At 63.2% G+C, this 17,300-nt stretch carries 11 protein-coding genes and 1 tRNA gene; 6 read left to right on the top strand and 6 right to left on the bottom strand.

Annotation, left to right across the window (positions count from 1 at the left end; genetic code table 11):
* Nucleotides 1-108: 108 nt before the first annotated feature.
* Nucleotides 109-1,401 (top strand): RES domain-containing protein, encoded by a 1,293-nt coding sequence (locus tag ACNUDN_RS00340; RefSeq protein WP_419120095.1) that lies wholly within the window; start codon nt 109-111, stop codon nt 1,399-1,401.
* Between the two features lie 150 nt (nt 1,402-1,551).
* On the opposite strand, the gene ACNUDN_RS00335 is transcribed toward ACNUDN_RS00340, so the two are convergent.
* From ACNUDN_RS00335 to ACNUDN_RS00310, 6 genes are all read right to left on the bottom strand, one after another.
* Nucleotides 1,552-2,634 carry a hypothetical protein gene (locus ACNUDN_RS00335; protein WP_419120094.1) on the bottom strand — a complete coding sequence of 361 codons (1,083 nt, stop codon included), beginning with the start codon at nt 2,632-2,634 and terminating at the stop codon, nt 1,552-1,554.
* Nucleotides 2,616-3,773: a hypothetical protein gene (locus ACNUDN_RS00330; protein WP_419120093.1), complete on the bottom strand. Its 1,158-nt coding sequence runs from the start codon at nt 3,771-3,773 to the stop codon at nt 2,616-2,618. The genes ACNUDN_RS00335 and ACNUDN_RS00330 overlap by 19 nt, the downstream gene beginning before the upstream one ends.
* A gap of 141 nt (nt 3,774-3,914) precedes the next feature.
* Nucleotides 3,915-7,196 carry a type I restriction endonuclease subunit R gene (locus tag ACNUDN_RS00325; RefSeq protein WP_419120092.1) on the bottom strand — a complete coding sequence of 1,094 codons (3,282 nt, stop codon included), beginning with the start codon at nt 7,194-7,196 and terminating at the stop codon, nt 3,915-3,917.
* Between the two features lie 44 nt (nt 7,197-7,240).
* Nucleotides 7,241-8,521, bottom strand: coding sequence for a restriction endonuclease subunit S (locus ACNUDN_RS00320; protein WP_419120091.1), 1,281 nt, complete (start codon nt 8,519-8,521; stop codon nt 7,241-7,243).
* The gene (locus tag ACNUDN_RS00315) at nt 8,518-10,068 is read right to left on the bottom strand and encodes a type I restriction-modification system subunit M (protein ID WP_419120090.1); all 1,551 of its coding nucleotides are present in this window, start codon (nt 10,066-10,068) and stop codon (nt 8,518-8,520) included. Before ACNUDN_RS00315 ends, ACNUDN_RS00320 begins: the two co-directional genes overlap by 4 nt.
* Before the next feature lie 377 nt (nt 10,069-10,445).
* Nucleotides 10,446-10,528 (bottom strand) — tRNA-Leu (locus ACNUDN_RS00310).
* Between the two features lie 247 nt (nt 10,529-10,775).
* Between ACNUDN_RS00310 and ACNUDN_RS00305 the strand changes: the two genes are divergently transcribed.
* The 5 genes from ACNUDN_RS00305 (at nt 10,776) to pbpA (ending at nt 17,267) form a co-directional block, all read left to right on the top strand.
* Nucleotides 10,776-12,203: an FHA domain-containing protein gene (locus tag ACNUDN_RS00305; RefSeq protein ID WP_419120089.1), complete on the top strand. Its 1,428-nt coding sequence runs from the start codon at nt 10,776-10,778 to the stop codon at nt 12,201-12,203.
* A gap of 159 nt (nt 12,204-12,362) precedes the next feature.
* A complete protein-coding gene (locus tag ACNUDN_RS00300) occupies nt 12,363-12,830 on the top strand; it encodes an FHA domain-containing protein FhaB/FipA (protein WP_419120088.1) in 468 nt (155 codons plus the stop codon).
* On the top strand, nt 12,827-14,386 hold the full coding sequence (locus tag ACNUDN_RS00295) for a PP2C family protein-serine/threonine phosphatase (protein ID WP_419120087.1): 1,560 nt from the start codon (nt 12,827-12,829) through the stop codon (nt 14,384-14,386). Before ACNUDN_RS00300 ends, ACNUDN_RS00295 begins: the two co-directional genes overlap by 4 nt.
* A complete protein-coding gene (locus ACNUDN_RS00290; protein WP_419120086.1) occupies nt 14,383-15,795 on the top strand; it encodes an FtsW/RodA/SpoVE family cell cycle protein in 1,413 nt (470 codons plus the stop codon). Before ACNUDN_RS00295 ends, ACNUDN_RS00290 begins: the two co-directional genes overlap by 4 nt.
* Nucleotides 15,792-17,267: a D,D-transpeptidase PbpA gene (gene pbpA / locus ACNUDN_RS00285; RefSeq protein ID WP_419120085.1), complete on the top strand. Its 1,476-nt coding sequence runs from the start codon at nt 15,792-15,794 to the stop codon at nt 17,265-17,267. The genes ACNUDN_RS00290 and pbpA overlap by 4 nt, the downstream gene beginning before the upstream one ends.
* Nucleotides 17,268-17,300 lie beyond the last annotated feature (33 nt).

Raw genomic sequence — 17,300 nt, 5'->3', positions numbered from 1 at the left:
ACGGCGTGACATCGAGCGTACGGCCCACCTCCTGCACCGAAGACGGCCTCACCTCCCACTTGCCTTGGAGAGTTTCCCCACCGGTGCCTTCCATGCTTCGATCGCGACATGGGTTTCGCCAAGAACCGCGGGATTGAGCTCGCAGACAGAGGCTTCGGTGAGATTGAAGGCGGTCTGTGCCTTGATCACGTGACCGACGCCTGTCTAGCCACACGCCTCAGTGAGTTCGCGACCCAGGATGATTGCGTGGTCTGCGGCAGAGCGTGCGCCGTTGGTGAGACGGCTCCTTTTGCGGTTCCACTTGAGCAACTAATCGACGCAGTGGTCGAAACCCTACGTCATTTCTACGCAGAGGCTGCCGAGGTGTTGCCGTGGGACAACGAAGAGCATGCTTACGTCGGACCTCAGCTCGACACTTCGGAGGCGGTCTACGACGTCGCTGGAGGCGCATTCACACCCGCGTACTCCGACGACATTCTCGAACTGATCAACTATGCAATGGGGGATGAGATCGTCTGGACCTCTTGGTTCACTGACGGCGATACCGACGAACTCGACTATGCCTGGGACCAGTTCGCTGGTATCGCGATGCATCAGTCTCGGATGGTCGTCGGCTTGGGCTCACCTACCGATCCACCCGCCAGGCTGGGAAACTTCCTCGGCTCCACGCTCTTGTATGCAGAGGCCGAGTTGGGCCTTGTCAAGCCGATGCCGGTAGGAACTCCGCTATACCGGGGCCGACTGTGTGAGGATGCCGGTTCTCTGAGGCGACACAGCGACGACCTTGGCCCAGCTCCCCTAGGAAAGGCCGCAGCGAACCGAATGTCGCCGGCTGGAGTGGCGCTCTTCTACGCGTCCGCTGATCAGCAGACCGCGATTGCCGAGATAGCTGGCCATGGTGTCGAACCTTTAGCTGTGATCGGCAAGTTCACCAACACGCGCGAGCTTCGCATTCTTGATCTGACCGCGACGCCGTCACCTATTTCACCGTTCTGCGTCGACTTGCGGCAACCCGCCAGAATGGCACGATTCCTGTCGTCGTTCATCAGCTACATCACGACGCCGGTGATTCCTGATGGGCGCCAGCATGTTGAGTACGCGCCGACACAGCTGCTAACGGAGTACTTGAGGTGGGTACCGCAGCCTAAGCTCGACGGCATCGCGCTGCCGAGTGCACAAACAGGAGAGCGGACATACGTGCTCTTCTTTGACCGCTCGGATTGCGCCACGGTCGGCGACCCAGCCGCTCACGACGAACCCGGCCTTACGCGACTCGATAATGGAGCAGATGCCAGCCCCACACTGGTTCTCGACCCAGAGGAAGTCATCACGTACAAGGTCGATCGACGATACGAAGGCAAAGATGCTGGGCCGTCCGATCGGGCTGCGCCACCCTGGTGATTGATTGAGTGACCAGAGCCGTCAGTGACCTGAACAGTTGGCCGCCGGCCCACCTCAGTCAAAGCATCCGCTCGCCGGTACGTGTAGTCAGCAAACGAAGAGCTCGGGGTCTCGACCGTCGTCAGTTGTGCGCGTGATGAAGCTGGATAGCTACTCTGCCGGTGCCGGAGTCGCGTACGCGTGCGCGAAGACACTCGCCACGACTCGGGCTAGCGGGGCGCACAACCCGTTCCAGTCGCTAGGGATGGCTACTTGCCGGGTCGTCGGACCGTAGTGAACGAGACTGTTTCGTAGCTCCCTCAACCCCGTGGCAACGCGAATCGACGCAATTTCACTATCCGCGTCATGGCCGAACGCGAGGGCCAAGGCTTCGAGGTCGGTGGCGTCAACCGTCGGCATCGCGAGCACTGCGGCCAGCGACTGATCATGGCGTGGGTACCAGCTGAGCGTGTCGCCAAGTGCCCGCGCAACGTCAACCCAAGACCCATCTATCCCGAGAGTGCTCGCCAATTCCGTGGCCTTGGCGTATGCATAGGTAGCTTCCAGACAGCGGTACAAAGCCAGAAACAGATTGGATGGGTTGAGGTCGAGCACTGCTCGGGTCAGGAACTCGTACGGAAGGCCGGCAACCCGCTGCTCCGCGAGCAACGCGAGCTCTTCCGCGAGGTCCGGTTCGATCCACCCATTACCATGTGCGCCCTGTTTCGCGCAGACGGCGAGGACGTTGGCATGGAAGTTCGGTGTGCCGGCCACGTCGTCGTCGATCTCCAACATGCGTAAAGGTGGATAGAGCTTCATTACGTCGGCGACATCATGACCTTGATATTCGGCGTCGTCCTTGCTCCCTGCTGCAACGACGTTGAGGACCAGCGCGGGACTGACTGAAGGGTCTACCTCAAGGTCGGCAAGCATCGCGACCACGAGTCCGGGGGATAGGTCGACCTCTCTGATCCGCTCCGCCCGGGCCAAGCCCTCGGCATCGAACCCCGCGAGCGCCAGCACTTCGCCGGCCGGTGCCTTGATGAGAGCGGCGGCTTGGGCTCGTCCGAACTTCAAGTGCGCGACCCGTCTGGACGCGACGAGAACGTCGTACTCGGTCTCATCGAGAAAAATGTAGCGTTCTCCGTCGGGGACCGACGTTCCGCGATCGGCGGCGTACTTACCAAGCTTCCCGAAAATCGTGGCTGCGGTGTCCTTGGCACTGCGTGACACCGCTATGCCGCCCGCCAGCAAATCTCCATAGACACCACGTCGAAGTGCTCATCGACGAGCACTTTGAAGGCCTCTTGAAAAACTCCGCGTTCATAGCGCCCGACTTGACCGACGCGCCTATCAAGGACTTCCTCGAGAACATCGAGGCGGAGGAAGTCGCGGAGGTCTTGATCATCCAGCGACTCAAGTTTGGCGAGAAACGCTGCATGCTCGGACTTCAGCCGATGCAAGGCGGCCGCTTTCTGCTCAGAATCGCGTTCCTCGCCCGGACGGCCGATGATCTTAATCCCAAGCGCAACAGCGAATCCGATGCGCGCTGGTTGCCTGTCGAACACCTGGCGCCCGCTTAGCCCAGCATCATCAGTTGACGTGGCGCGCGCGAAGGCCTTGTCGAGATCGACCAGCATGCGAAGCACCTCGTAGAACTGATCCTGAAAGTTGGCATCGTCCAGGTTCTCGACAAAGTCCAGCCGGGAGAACTCGTCCGAGACCTGCTCCTTGGTGTCTATCGTTGCCTTCCGCAAGGAGAACGCCATGTACATCTCGACAATCGAGTCGAACCTTAGTTGCGCGGCGCCCACCCTGCGCCCCGGCTCATCCGGGGTGATCAGCTTCTCAATCGTGGGTACTCGTTCCCGGAGTTCTCCAAGCATCGATGCGAACACCACGGCGATCTGACGATCAAGGGTCCAGGGCACTTGGCCGGTGTTAAGCACCAGCATGCGATAGATCAGGGCACGCACACTCTCCGTCAACCAGAACTCGACTCGAATCGGCCGGCTGAGCACTGACTCATCCTTGTCACTTGCCGCGCGCAAAGCGGCGGTGCGCTGCATTCCGTCGATGATAGAAACGGCCTCGCCGGGGACGCTCGTCAAAATCATGCGGAGAGCGTCGTAGTCCGGGGGCGGCAACTCCTTGAATGTGGACCCGTCGACGACAACACCGATGACGATTGGCGGTAGCACCGTCCCTTTCACAAGGTCCGAAACCATACGGTCGCGTATCCGACGAGCCGTTGTCGTGCCCAGGACAGCGCGTTGTCCTTCGATCCCCCCTTGGTTGGCAAGGGGCTTCGCGACGACCTGCAGATAATCGCCGATCGCCATCTGGGTCATAACGGAGTAGCAGTCAATTCGGGCATCGTGAATCGCATCCACAGGGACCCGATCACCTGTGCCTACAGGCTCATTCATGAGCGGCCTTCCGTTAACAGAGGAATGGTCAAGAGCAAGGATCGAAAGGGGATACCGCAACCACCCGAACTTTGCTTGCCAGGTCGTCGTGAACTAGTTGACTCTTCAGACGGCCGCATCCGGCCGGTCCAGCAGCTGTCGCGCGACCTGCTCGGCGAAGGCGGGATCTGTATGTATGCGCGCCACGACATCATCGGCGATCTTGTCTACATCAATTGGACCCAAAGGCACCTGCCCCGTTGTCTGAGGTGGGAAGCCGACGTCTACGCGTCTGGTGTAAACACTCTCACCGTCATCTCCGTACGCACTCAGAACATGGTCGTATACGAGCTGAACCTTCTCGCGGAAGACATCGACTGTGTAGGGCGCCTCGGGTAATCCCTCGTCAAGTATGTGGCGGATGGTGCTGTTGACGTCGTTCATCACGTCGACCTTGCGTCGCCAATCCTGGACGAGCTTGTCATGCAGATGCTGGAGCAGTGTCTTCGCGCTCGCCTGAACTCTCTCCCGCTCCTCGGCGGTGAGCACGGGATCAGGTTGAGTGAGGAGGTCGAAGATCGCAAGTTCTTCCTCGGTCATGCCTTCGCGGACCGCTCGTTCCTCTTCGGAAGTGAGTGTCCGTGAAAGCTCGATGAGACGACGCAGATACTCATCGATATTGACGCTGCCCGCGTTGTAGTCAGCAATTAGCTGCTCGATACGCTCGACCAGCTCGTAGCGCGTCGGGTTCCGCAACGCCGCGCCGATGGCTTGCTGCCGAAGAAGCTGAGCCATCCTGTCCGTCTCTGCGCGCTTGCGGCCGGCCAGTCTCGCTGCGAGTCCGTCAAAATCGATCTGCGATAGGTCGATCAGTGGGTCCGGCTCGCTGCCCTCGGCAGCAGCGCGGATGACGTACTCCTCGGCCCCCACCGATCGATCCAGCAGGGCGTCTACGGCGTCGGCGACAACTCCAATGTCAGGTGTCGGCGGCTTGGTGACTTCGTGAATACGCTCGGCCAACACTCGGATCGCAGCAACGTTACGCTGCTGTGCAGCCGCTTTCGGGTTTGGAAGCAATGCCTTGAAGAGTCGGCGGACCTGCCGAGCCTTGGTCGTGAAGTCGTTGCGGGTCTGTTCGTCAACCAACAACGCCTCGATGGCAGCGTCCCGTTTGGCGACGTGGTCGAAGCCCTCGGCATCGCGCATTGCGATCAGGTCGACGCCGACGCCGGCACAGAAAGCGATCAGATCTGCGACGGCAGCGTCGAGTTCACCCGCGAGGGCGTCAATGATCTCAATAGGCGATTCCCCCTCCTTCGCTGCACCGTAGACGGCGAGAGCCTTCTCCAAGTTCCGAAAGACTCCGACGTAATCGACAATGAGACCGTTGTCCTTCTCCGGGAAGACGCGGTTGGCGCGAGCGATGGTCTGCATGAGGGTGTGGTTTTTCATCGGCCTGTCGAGGTAGACGGTCGACACGCTCGGGGCGTCGAAACCGGTCATCCACATCGCGCACACAAACACCAGCCGCAAAGGATCAGTCGGGTCTTTAAACTTCTCGGCAAGGTCTTCGCGGTTCATCCGCTCGCGGTGTGGGCGGATGTCGAGGCCCAGGTCATCGAGCATCTTCAGCTCATTCTGACTTTGCGAAACCACGACCGCCATGTCGGTGGTTTCCATCAGCTCAATCCGCGATACCACCCACGGCCGTTCCAACTCCGGTAGCGCATCGTGCTGGCGTCGCAGGTCAGAGAGGTGCTCGGCCCAAGCCTCGTTAACGAGGTCATACATCCTCACTGCCGCTGCTTTGTCGAGGCCAACGTACATCGCCTTTCCGGAGAATCCCCGCCCGACGAAGTGCGTAACTAGGTCTCTGGCGAGGGTTTTCAGGCGTTCGGGACGAGTCAGCAGGGTGTACTGCGTACCGAATTTGCGTGCCAGCGCACCCTCAGCGTCTTCATCGAGCTCGGCTTCCTCCAGCAGCGCGTCGAGTTCGTCTGCGAACTCAACGTTCGTGAGTTGTAGCTCTGGGATCCGGTTTTCGTAGTAGAGCGGGACCGTGGCGCCATCTACGACGGCATCACCGAAGTTGTAGATGCTCACGTAGTCACCGAACTGCTGACGGGTCGCCTGCTCTTCGCCAGCAATCAGCGGAGTTCCGGTAAAGCCCATCATCGAAGCGTTGGGCAGCGCGGTCCGCATGTTGAGAGCGAGGGTGTCATATTGGCTGCGGTGTGCTTCATCGGTTATCACGATGATGTCCGACCGGTCGGACAGCACCGGCATCTCTCGTTGGCCCTTGGACGGTTGGAACTTCTGGATGAGAGTGAAGACGTAACGGTGGTCGGCCACCAACAGTTCACGCAGGTGCGCGATGGAGTCTGCGTGGATCCGCGCTTCGGGCGGGATCGCACCAGCGTCAGCGAACTCTCCGTGGAGTTGCGTGTCGAGTTCAGTTCTGTCAGTGACCATTACGAAGGTCCACTTGCCCCGGACATGCCGGAGCACCTTTTGAGTGAACCACAACATCGACAGACTCTTGCCCGACCCCTGGGTATGCCAGAAGACGCCGAGGCGTTTGTCGTGCACAGCGCGCGCCCGATCAAGATTCTCGATCGCAGCGTTGACGCCGAGGTACTGGTGCGAACGCGCGACGATCTTGATCAATCCGCCGGGACGTTCCATGTAAGCGACGAAGTTCTCGAACAAGTCGAGCAGGTTCGCAGGATCGCAGGTACCGCGTAGAGCTGTCTGCAATGCGATCTCACTACGTGCACCGAAGGCGTCGATAACCTTCCAGTCCGAGAAGTAATCCCACGGCGCATACGTCGACCCGACTTTCGCCTCGCTTCCGTTCGACAGCAGGACAAGACAGTTCGGTATGAAGAGCAGCGGAATGGTGTCGCGGTAGTCGGTGATGTTGTCGTCGAAGGCCGACTTTACCGACGCGTTCGGCTCCTTGAACTCCAGCACTACCAGCGGTACGCCGTTGACGAATAGCGCGACGTCCAGGCGGCGGCTGTGCAAGGGGCCCTTCACCCACATTTGCTGAACGGCCAGCCGATCGTTGTTTACGGAATCCCGCAGATCGAGGTACCGCAGTGTCCCAATCTGCTTGTCTCCGTTGTCATCTACCCACTCGGCCTGGAAGCCGTCGCGCAGCAGGTCATAAACTTCGCGGTTGGCGCGGACCCGATCCATCACCAAACGGTCTTTGGTCAGCGCCTCGATCGCCTCGTTGATCGCGAGGTCGGGCACTTCTTCGGCATTGAGCTTCCGCATCGCTGAGCGCAGGCGGTGGGTAAGAATCACATCGTGCTGCGAATCACGTCCGACCGTGCCCTCGGCGCCGAGGATTTCGTGGAAGGCATCCACCGGGGTCCAGCCAAGCTCAGCCAGTAACTTCATGCTGGGCTTCTCTACGTAGTCGTACTCTGGACCCCTTGCCATCATTACGCCACCTGTTCTCCCGCCATTGCATTCAGGTCGAGTGACGTAACATCGATCTGTCCGGTGACGAGCTTCGGCAGGAGAATGTCGCGGAGTTCTGAAAGCAACCGAATTTGCCCCTCAAGGGCTTGAGCTTGTCGTTCGATGGGGTCAGTCGTCGTGCGATAGCTGTCGAGCACACCCGGCGCTGGCAAAACGAACGGAAAGCTCCTGAAGGCGCCCTTCGTGATCTCCTTGAACGTAGCGCCGGTGCCGAGCGCAGCCAGTTGGGTTGCTTTGGAGTCGAGCCACTCGTAGATGAATCCGGGACTCCAGCGATCGTCCGGCAAGATGACGATAAACCCCTGGTTAGTAGTTGCCTCCGTTGCTGCGATAGCGAGAACCCCCAGTGTGGCTCGGCTCGTCATCAACACCGATCCGACTGGGAACAGGCGCGCAGAACTCCTTGCGACCCCCAGTTCTGTAATCCGAAGTGCTGGCTCCGCCGCATACCGCAACCGATTCCGGGTGAGGTCCGTCGGCGTATACCAGGGCACTGTTCCGTCCTCCCAGTACGAAGGCTCCTTCTTCGACGGTGTACCCCCGCCAATGAAGCTCAGCTCAACCCCGCAAGTACTCGCCTCCCATCCCTTCGGGATTGGCCCGACGGCGGAGTCAACGAGGGGGATGGCTTCGTGGCCGGGGTAGCGAAACTCCACGAACCACTCGCGGTAGATGGTTCGCGCAATCTCGGCCAGCACCTCCACTCGCCGTCGGGTGTTGTCGATCAAATCGTCAATGTTCTGAAGCACTTCGACAGCGAGTTCTTGGTGGCTCGCGTCAATTTCCGGCAAAGGGATCTGTCGAACTATGTCTTGGTTTAGTGACGCCATTGTTGCGCCGTGCGAGCAAAAAGATTGCATCCAAGCCTGGTGCTGCTTCGTTCGGAGGACGAAGGTAATGAAGCGTGCTGGCATAGGTGAATTGTCCGAGACGCGTAGTCGAATGCAGTCGCTGCCTTGCATTGCTCCATCGAACTTATCGCGAATGAAGGCGTGGCGCTCAACTGCACCCTTCCGACCAAAGACTATGTCGTTTACCGTCAGCAGGTGAGTCGAGAGGCGTTGGGCGGTCTCCTCGTCAACGTATTCCAAATCCTTGGGCCGGACATCGCCAAAACCCACGTTGCGAACATTTAGAACCGGTCGGCCAACACTTACGTAGTCGGAGGCTCTGAGTTGTGTCCCGAACGGACCAGTCTTGATCTCAGCAAAACCCGCATCCACCAGATCGCCGACATTCATGCGTCCAGTATCCCTTGCACGGCCGCATCAACTCTGTTGCGCAGACCATCTGCTTCATCGCTGACGCGGGTGAATTCTTCATATAGCTCTTCGAGTTTCGCTGTGAAATCCTCATCGTTCTGAGCCACGGCCGCGGAGCCGGCGTAGCGGCCGGGATTCAGACTCCAACCCTGGGCTTCGATCTCAGAGTGCGTCGCGACCTTGCAGAGTCCGGCGACGTCAACGTACATACCGTCGGGGAAGTGCTCCTTCAGCAGTGCGTCACTGCCCGCGACAGTCTCGACTGCTTCACCTCGGTAGAGACGCACGACATTCGCGAGGAACTCGATCTGCTCCGCCGTGAAGTCGCGGTGGGCACGGTCTATCTGCCGGTAGGTATGTCGGGCATCAAGGAAGAGCAGAGTGCCCTCGCGTTGTGTTCCTACCTTGGCCTTGTCCAGGAACCACAGCGTCACGGGGAGAGTCACCGTGTAGAAGAAGTTCGAGCTGATCGCGACCATCACGTCGACCGCACCAGATTCGACGATCTGCTTGCGGATCTCCCTCTCTGAATGCCCCGCGTCACCTGCTGAGTTGGCCATGACGAATCCTGCGCGGCCCTTTGGCCCGAGCGCCGCATAAAACTGCTGAATCCACAAATAGTTGGCGTTGTCAGGCTTCGGGATACCAAAGGGGAATCGCTTGTCGCCGGCAAGCTGCTCTTTTTTGACCTTGTCGACGTTGAAGGGCGGGTTTGCCATTACGTAGTCGAAGGCGCCGACCGCCAGGTGGGGGTCTTCGTAGTAGCTGTTGGCTTGCCGAATGTCACCGGAGAGCCCGTGCAGCGCAAGGTTCATCTTCGCCAGCGGCACGGTGTCGTCGGTCTTCTCCGCACCGAAGATAGAGAGCTTGCGGTTCGCTGAGTCGTTGTGACGCTCAACAAATTTCGCGCATTGGACGAACATTCCACCTGATCCGCAAGCGGGGTCAAAGACGCGGCCTGCGAACGGTTCGAGAATCTCCACGATCAGTCGCACGATTGAATAAGGCGTGAAGTACTCGCCACCGCCCTTGCCCTCTTGCGCGGCAAAATTCGACAGGAAGTCTTCGTAGATGAAGCCGAAGGCGTCACCTTCGAGCTGTGTGGGTAGCGGCGCGAACAACCGCAGCAGCTCGATCAGAGTAGACCGTTCGAGCTTTTGGTAGCCACGCGGCAGAATGTCCTTCAGTTCGGGATTGGCGGCTTCAATCGCCTTGATCGCCTCGTCGACGGCCTTGCCAATGTCGTCCCCCTCCGGAAGCTCGTTAAGGTGCGACAGCCGCGATTCCTCCGGCACGTACAACACGGACTTGGCCTTGTAGTCAGCGGGCGTCGCGGGGTTGCGAGCGGACGCCTTCGACTCAACCTCACCGCGGAGGGCCTCAAAACGGTTCTCCGCGTAGGCGAGGAACACCAGGCCGAGTACTGGATTTCGGTACTGAACCGGCGTCAACTTCGAGTTGGCTCGCAGCTCGTCAGCAGCGGCCCACAGCGTATTGCGCACCTTGGCGATGTCGTCTGTCTTCAACCCGTTCCGTTCTCTCGGTTCGAGGCGCCTCGCCCACGAACAGTTACATGCCGGCGGATGCGACGGCGGTGACTCCGCGGGCCCACATCTGAAACAGATGTGGGCGGCCAACCGCCGTCTAGCGCGGATCATCGCATAGCTATCGACTCAGATGGGGCGATGATGCCCGGGTTCCGGACCCTGTGTCGAAAGCCCGGGTTGCGATGCAGGGCCGAGAGCCTGCAGGACGACCAACGATCTCACTGGGGATTCGCGCGACTAAGTCCCGCGACGGCGGAACCGGCACACACCAGTCCACCAACCCGACGAAACACAAAGGTCACGACCCATATCTGGATCGTGACCTTAGCGCCTGGAGTTCGTAGAACTCCTCGCGGTGGGCGAAGGGGGACTTGAACCCCCACGTCCCGAAGGACACTGGCACCTGAAGCCAGCGCGTCTGCCATTCCGCCACTCGCCCGAATGACCGAGGGAGCCTATCACGCAGGCATCCCGGCCTCGCAACCGTACTGGCGCACCCCCCGGAACTCCAAAACCATCGCTAGCAGGCCTGTGACCTGCTTCGATGCGATTCTCACAGTTCTGTGGGTCACGTTTGGTCTCAGAGGGCCGATACCATGCATGCAGGTAGGCCACCAGCCGACACGCTGGGGCGACTTTGCGTAGCGGAGAGTGGCGCATCACCAGCGAGGGAGGCGAACGGGGAGATGGGACTGGTCGGCCGCTTCGAGCGCAAGCTCGAGGATACGGTCGGCGACGCCTTTGCCCGGGTATTCGGCGGTTCGATCGTCCCGCAGGAGGTCGAGTCCCTGCTCCGTCGGGAGGCCGGCGCCGGCGTCCGCGAACTCCACGGTGGGCACATTTTGGCCCCGAACGACTACGTCATTACCCTCAGTGTGCCTGACTACCAGAAGGTGAGTGCCGATCCGGACATCACCGCAACCACGTTCGCCAAGCACTTGGAGGGATACATCCATGAGCAGGGGTGGCAAACGTATGGTGATGTGGTCGTCAGATTCGAGCAGTCACCCAACCTGCACACCGGACAGTTTCGCGCGCGTGGCGCGGTCAATCCAGACGCGACCACAGTCGAACCCGCTCCACCCCCACGAGACGTCACGTCCCAGGCAGAACCAGGAGTACCACCGATGAGCGACAACCCGACGTACCGCGGCGGCCAGGGTCGGCCGGCCGACGACTATTACAACCGCCCCGAAGGTCGTCCCGACGAGGACCGCTACGGCCGCGCGGACGAACCCCGCGGCGCATACCCGCAGGCCGACCAGGGCGGCTACCCGCCGCCGGCCGAGCAGGGCTACCCGCCCCGCGGTGGCTATCCCGAGCACGGCGGTTATCCGGACCAGGGTGGCTACCCCGAGCAGGGCGGCTACCCCCCGCAGTCCTACGAGCAGCGCCCACCTGCCGGCTACGGACCCCCGCCCGGTGGCTACCCCGACCAGGGCTACCGGCAGGCCCCGCCCGGATACGGACCTCCTCCCGGCGGTCAGCCCGGATACGGCCCGCCGTCCAGCGACTACGACTACGGGCGCAGGCCCGACGAGGGCGGCTACGGCGCCCAGGGTCGCCCCGGCTATCCCGAGCAGGGCGGCTACGGCGGACCCGGCGGCCAGCAGTCCTACGGGCGTCAGGACTACGCCCAGCCCGACTACGGCCGTTACGGCGAGCCCCCGGCCGGGTACGGCGACCAGGGCTACGCCGAACCGGCCGGCTATGGCGATCAGGGTTACGGCGACCAGGGCTACGGCGACCAGGGCTACGGCGAGCAGGGCTATGGCCAACAGGCCGGTTACGGCGGTTACGGCGCGCAGGGTGACTACCCGGCGGCCGCGGCGACCGTCACCCTGCAGCTCGACGACGGCAGCGGTCGCACCTACCAGCTGCGCGAAGGCGCCAACGTGATCGGCCGTGGACAGGACGCACAGTTCCGCCTGCCCGACACGGGGGTGTCGCGCCGGCACCTGGAGATCCGCTGGGACGGTCAGGTCGCGCTATTGTCAGACCTCAACTCCACCAACGGCACCACGGTGAACAACGCTCCGGTTCAGGAGTGGCAGCTGGCCGACGGCGACGTCATCCGGCTCGGCCACTCTGAGATCATCGTCCGCGTTCACTGAGGCTGCGCCGCTCGGGGGTAGCGGTCGCGTGGCACTCATGGCGATCGACGCCCCAGTATGGTGGCGGTGCCGAAAGTACGCCGACGAGCGCTTGCGCGAGGAGAGTTAGGCCGACGAGCGCTTGCGCGAGGAGTGTCACGCGGACGGAGAGGACGTCAGATGCAGGGCCTGGTACTGCAGCTGACCCGCGTGGGCTTCCTGCTGCTGCTGTGGCTGTTCATCTGGTCGGTCCTGCGCATCCTGCGCACCGACATCTACGCGCCGACCGGCGCGGTGATGGTGCGCCGCGGCCTGGCGTTGCGCGGTTCGCTGTTGCCCAAGGGCGCCCGCCGAACAGTCCCCCGTCAGCTGGTGGTCACCGAGGGTGCGCTGGCCGGTACCCGCATCCCGTTGGGGACGCAGCCGGTGTTGATCGGGCGTGCGGATGACTCCACGCTCGTGCTGACCGACGATTACGCCTCTACGCGCCACGCCAGGCTCTCGCCACGAGGTCCGGAATGGTATGTAGAGGACCTAGGATCGACCAACGGTACATACCTCGACAGGGCGAAGGTGACGACAGCGGTACGAGTTCCGATGGGCACACCGGTGCGAATCGGCAAGACGGTGATCGAGCTGCGCCCGTGACCCTCGTCCTGCGATACGCCGCCCGCAGCGACCGGGGGTTGGTGCGCGCCAACAACGAAGACTCCGTCTATGCCGGAGCACGGCTTCTGGCCCTCGCCGACGGTATGGGTGGCCACGCCGCCGGCGAGGTGGCCTCCCAGCTGGTGATCGCCGCGCTGGCGCACCTCGACGACGACGAACCGGGCGGCGATCTGCTCAGCAAGCTCGACGCCGCGGTCCGCGAGGGCAACTCGGCGATCGCAGCCCACGTCGAGGCCGATCCCGAGCTCGAGGGTATGGGCACCACCCTGACGGCAATCCTGTTCGCAGGCAACCGGCTTGGCTTGGTCCACATCGGCGACTCGCGCGGCTACCTGCTGCGCGACGGTGAGCTCACCCAGATCACCAAGGACGACACCTTCGTCCAGACGTTGGTCGACGAAGGCCGCATCACGGCGGAGGAGGCCCACAGCCATCCGCAGCGGTCCCTGATCATGCGCGCGCTGACCGGGCACGAGGTGGAGCCGACACTCATCATGCGCGAGGCGCGCGCCGGTGACCGGTACCTGCTGTGCTCGGACGGACTGTCCGACCCGGTCAGTCACGACACCATCGCCGAGGCGCTGCAGATCGACGACGTCGCCGAAAGCGCGGACCGGCTCATCGAACTGGCGCTACGCGGTGGCGGCCCCGACAACGTCACCGTGGTCGTCGCCGACGTCGTCGACTACGACTACGGACAAACCCAACCCATCCTGGCGGGCGCGGTGTCCGGCGACGACGACCAGACCGCACCGCCGAACACCGCGGCAGGACGCGCGTCGGCCTTCAATCCGAAACGCAACGCCGCCAAACGTGTTGTGCAACAACCAGAAGAGCCACCGCCGCGTCCACGGTCCCGGCGCCGGATGATCATCGCCGCCGTCGTTGTGGTCCTGGTGGTGCTGGCGGGCCTGGCGGTCGGACGCGAGATCGTGCGCAACAACTATTACGTTAGCGAGAACGCCGGCACCGTCTCGATCATGCGAGGGGTTCAGGGCTCCTTCCTCGGTGTCTCCCTGCAGGAGCCCTACCTCCTGGGCTGTCTGAACGCCCGCAACGAACTCTCCCTCATCAGCGCCGGCCAACCGCGCGAAAACCTGGGCTGCCGCCTGCTCGGCGTCGACGACATGCGCCCGTCGGAGCGCGCCCAGGTCATCGCCGGCCTGCCCTCGGGTTCCCTCGACGAAGCCATCCGCCAGATCGAGGAACTGTCCCGCAGCTCCGTGCTCCCGGTGTGCGCTCCTCCGCCTCCGCCACCGACGTCCCGGCCGCCCGCTCCGGCGCCCCGAACCGCACCCACGACCACCGGGCCCGCCCCCGCGACCACCGGGCCGTCGCCGACCTCGGCGGCGCCGTCGCCGACCAGTCCCGCACCGGAAACTCCACGCGCGGCCACCACACCGGCCCCCTCGCCCACGTCGCCGGCCCCCGCGCCCAGCCCGTCTCCTGCACCGTCCCTGTCGCCCTCTCCGACGGTGACCGCGCTGCCGCCCCCACCGCCTGAGCCGGGAACGAACTGCCGGGAAATCTCATGACGACCCAGCCGCAGCCCGCTGTCGCGGTGACCCCTGCGCTGCCGAACCGCCGCAACGCCGAGCTGTTCCTGCTCGGCTTCGCCGCGCTGATCACCACGGTGGCGTTGCTGCTCGTCGAGGCCAACCAGGAACAGGGGCTGCGCTGGGATCTGGCCCAATACACCGTCGCCTATCTGGCCCTGTTCACCGGTGCGCATCTGGCTGTCCGCCGCTTCGCCCCGTATGCCGACCCGCTGTTGCTTCCCGTGGTGGCGCTGCTGAACGGCTTGGGGCTGGTGATGATTCACCGCCTCGACCTCGCCGAGGGTGAGAACACCTCCCAGGGCTTGGGCGGCACCGCCAATCAGCAGATGCTGTGGACGCTGGCCGGAGTCATCGGGTTCTCCCTGGTCGTCATCTTCCTGCGCGATCACCGCATGCTGTCGCGCTACGGGTACGTCTGCGGCCTGACCGGTTTGGTGCTGCTGGCCATTCCGGCCGTGTTGCCCAGGGAGATGTCGGAGCAGAACGGCGCCAAGATCTGGATTCAGTTCGAGGGCTTCTCGATTCAGCCGGCCGAGTTCTCCAAGATCCTGCTGTTGATCTTCTTCGCCGCGGTGCTGGTGTCCAAGCGCAATCTCTTCACCAGCGCCGGAAAGCACGTTCTGGGAATGGATCTCCCCCGGCCCCGGGACCTGGCCCCGCTGCTCGCCGCCTGGATCGCGTCCATCGCGGTGATGGTCTTCGAGAAGGACCTCGGCACCTCGCTGCTGTTGTACGCGTCGTTTCTGGTGATGGTGTACATCGCGACCGAACGGTTCAGCTGGGTGGTGCTCGGCCTGGGCTTGTTCGCCGCCGGAAGCGTTGCGGCGTATTACCTTTTCGACCACGTTCGGGTGCGGGTGCAGACCTGGCGCGATCCGTTCGCCGACCCCGACGGTGCGGGCTACCAGATGGTGCAGTCGCTGTTCAGCTTCGCCACCGGCGGCATCTTCGGTACCGGCCTCGGCAACGGCCAGCCCGGCACGGTTCCCGCCGCGTCCACCGACTTCATCATCGCCGCCATCGGCGAAGAGCTTGGGCTCGTTGGCCTTTCGGCGGTGCTCATGCTGTACACCATCGTGATCATCCGCGGATTGCGCACCGCGATCGCGGTGCGGGACAGCTTCGGCAAGCTGCTGGCCGCGGGCCTGGCGGCCACGTTGGCGATCCAGCTGTTCATCGTCGTCGGCGGTGTCACCAAGCTGATCCCGTTGACCGGACTGACCACGCCGTGGATGTCCTACGGCGGCTCGTCGCTGGTGGCCAACTACCTACTGCTGGCGATCGTGGTCCGCATCTCGCATGCCGCCCGCCGGCCGATCGGCACAACGGCGTTGCCGCCGGGCAATATCGCCGCAGCCAGTACCGAGGTGATCCAGAAGGTATGAACACCTCACTGCGCCGCATCTCCGTCATGATCATGGCCCTGGTCGTGCTGCTGCTGGCCAACGCCACCCTCACCCAGGTCTTCACCGCCGACGGGTTGCGGTCGGATCCGCGCAACCAGCGGGTGCTGCTCGATGAGTACTCCCGCCAGCGCGGCCAGATCACCGCCGGCGGACAGCTGCTGGCCTACTCGGTGTCCACCCAGGGCCGGTTCCGCTTCCTGCGCGTCTACCCCAACCCGCTGGCCTACGCGCCGGTCACCGGCTTCTACTCGCTGAGCTATTCGAGCACCGGTCTCGAACGCGCCGAGGACACCATTCTCAACGGCTCCGACCAGCGGCTGTTCGGCCGTCGGCTGGCCGACTTCTTCACCGGCCGTGACCCGCGTGGCGGAAACGTCGCGACGACGATCAATCCGCAGGTCCAGCAGGCGGCGTGGGACGCGATGGAGAAGGGCTGCGACGGGCCGTGCACGGGCGCGGTGGTGGCCTTGGAACCGTCAACCGGCAAGATCCTGGCGATGGTGTCCGCACCGTCCTACGATCCCAACCTGCTGGCCACCCATGATGTCGCCGAGCAGGCCGAAACCTGGCAGCGGCTGCGCGACGATCCCGACTCACCCTTGCTCAACCGGGCGATCTCGGAGACCTATCCCCCCGGGTCGACGTTCAAGGTGGTCACCACCGCGGCGGCACTGCAGGCCGGGGCGACGCCGGACACCCAGCTGACGGCGGCGCCGCGAATCCCGTTGCCCGACAGCACGGCGACGCTGGAGAACTTCGGCGGCGCCCCGTGCGGAGGCGGCCCGACCACATCGCTGCAGTACGCATTCGCCCATTCGTGCAACACCGCATTCGTCCAGCTGGGCATCGACACCGGCGCCGACCCGCTGCGCACCACCGCGGACGCCTTCGGAGTCGGTGAGGTACCGCCGACCATTCCGCTGCAGGTGGCCGAATCCACCGTCGGCCCGATCATCGACGATGCGGCGCTCGGTATGTCGAGCATCGGGCAGCGCGACGTCGCGCTGACTCCGTTACAGAACGCCATGATCGCCGGCACCGTTGCCAACAACGGTGTCGCGATGCGTCCCTACCTGGTGGAAAGCCTGCGCGGTCCGGATCTGTCGAACATCGCCACCACGGCACCCGCCGAAGAGCGGCGGGTCGTCACCGAGCAAGTCGCGGATACACTTACGGACTTGATGGTCGCCGCCGAGCAGGTGACGCAGCAGAAGGGAGCCATCGCCGGCGTGCAGATCGCATCCAAGACCGGCACTGCGGAGCACGGCACGGACCCGCGCAACACGCCGCCGCATGCCTGGTACATCGCCTTCGCACCTGCCCAGGCACCCAAGGTCGCAGTGGCGGTGCTCGTCGAGAACGGCGGGAACCGGCTGTCGGCCACAGGTGGTGAGCTGGCAGCGCCCATCGGCCGCGCCACCATCGCCGCGGCCCTGAGGGGGGCATCATGAGGCACCTCGCCGGAGGCGCACCAATAAGGCACC

It is taken from the genome of Mycobacterium sp. smrl_JER01 (assembly GCF_048513595.2).
Classification (GTDB): Bacteria; Actinomycetota; Actinomycetes; order Mycobacteriales; family Mycobacteriaceae; genus Mycobacterium.
The sequence above is the reverse complement of the archived record's forward strand: the minus strand, read 5'-3'. Positions and strand labels throughout refer to the sequence as shown.

Bases quoted from the DNA above. Each gene is read 5' to 3' on its own strand.
- ACNUDN_RS00340 (WP_419120095.1), top strand. From the start codon at position 109: ATGGGTTTCGCCAAGAACCGCGGGATTGAGCTCGCAGACAGAGGCTTC.
- ACNUDN_RS00325 (WP_419120092.1), bottom strand. From the start codon at position 7,196: ATGAAGTTACTGGCTGAGCTTGGCTGGACCCCGGTGGATGCCTTCCAC.
- ACNUDN_RS00320 (WP_419120091.1), bottom strand. From the start codon at position 8,521: ATGAATGTCGGCGATCTGGTGGATGCGGGTTTTGCTGAGATCAAGACT.
- ACNUDN_RS00305 (WP_419120089.1), top strand. From the start codon at position 10,776: ATGGGACTGGTCGGCCGCTTCGAGCGCAAGCTCGAGGATACGGTCGGC.
- ACNUDN_RS00300 (WP_419120088.1), top strand. From the start codon at position 12,363: ATGCAGGGCCTGGTACTGCAGCTGACCCGCGTGGGCTTCCTGCTGCTG.
- ACNUDN_RS00290 (WP_419120086.1), top strand. From the start codon at position 14,383: ATGACGACCCAGCCGCAGCCCGCTGTCGCGGTGACCCCTGCGCTGCCG.
- pbpA (WP_419120085.1), top strand. From the start codon at position 15,792: ATGAACACCTCACTGCGCCGCATCTCCGTCATGATCATGGCCCTGGTC.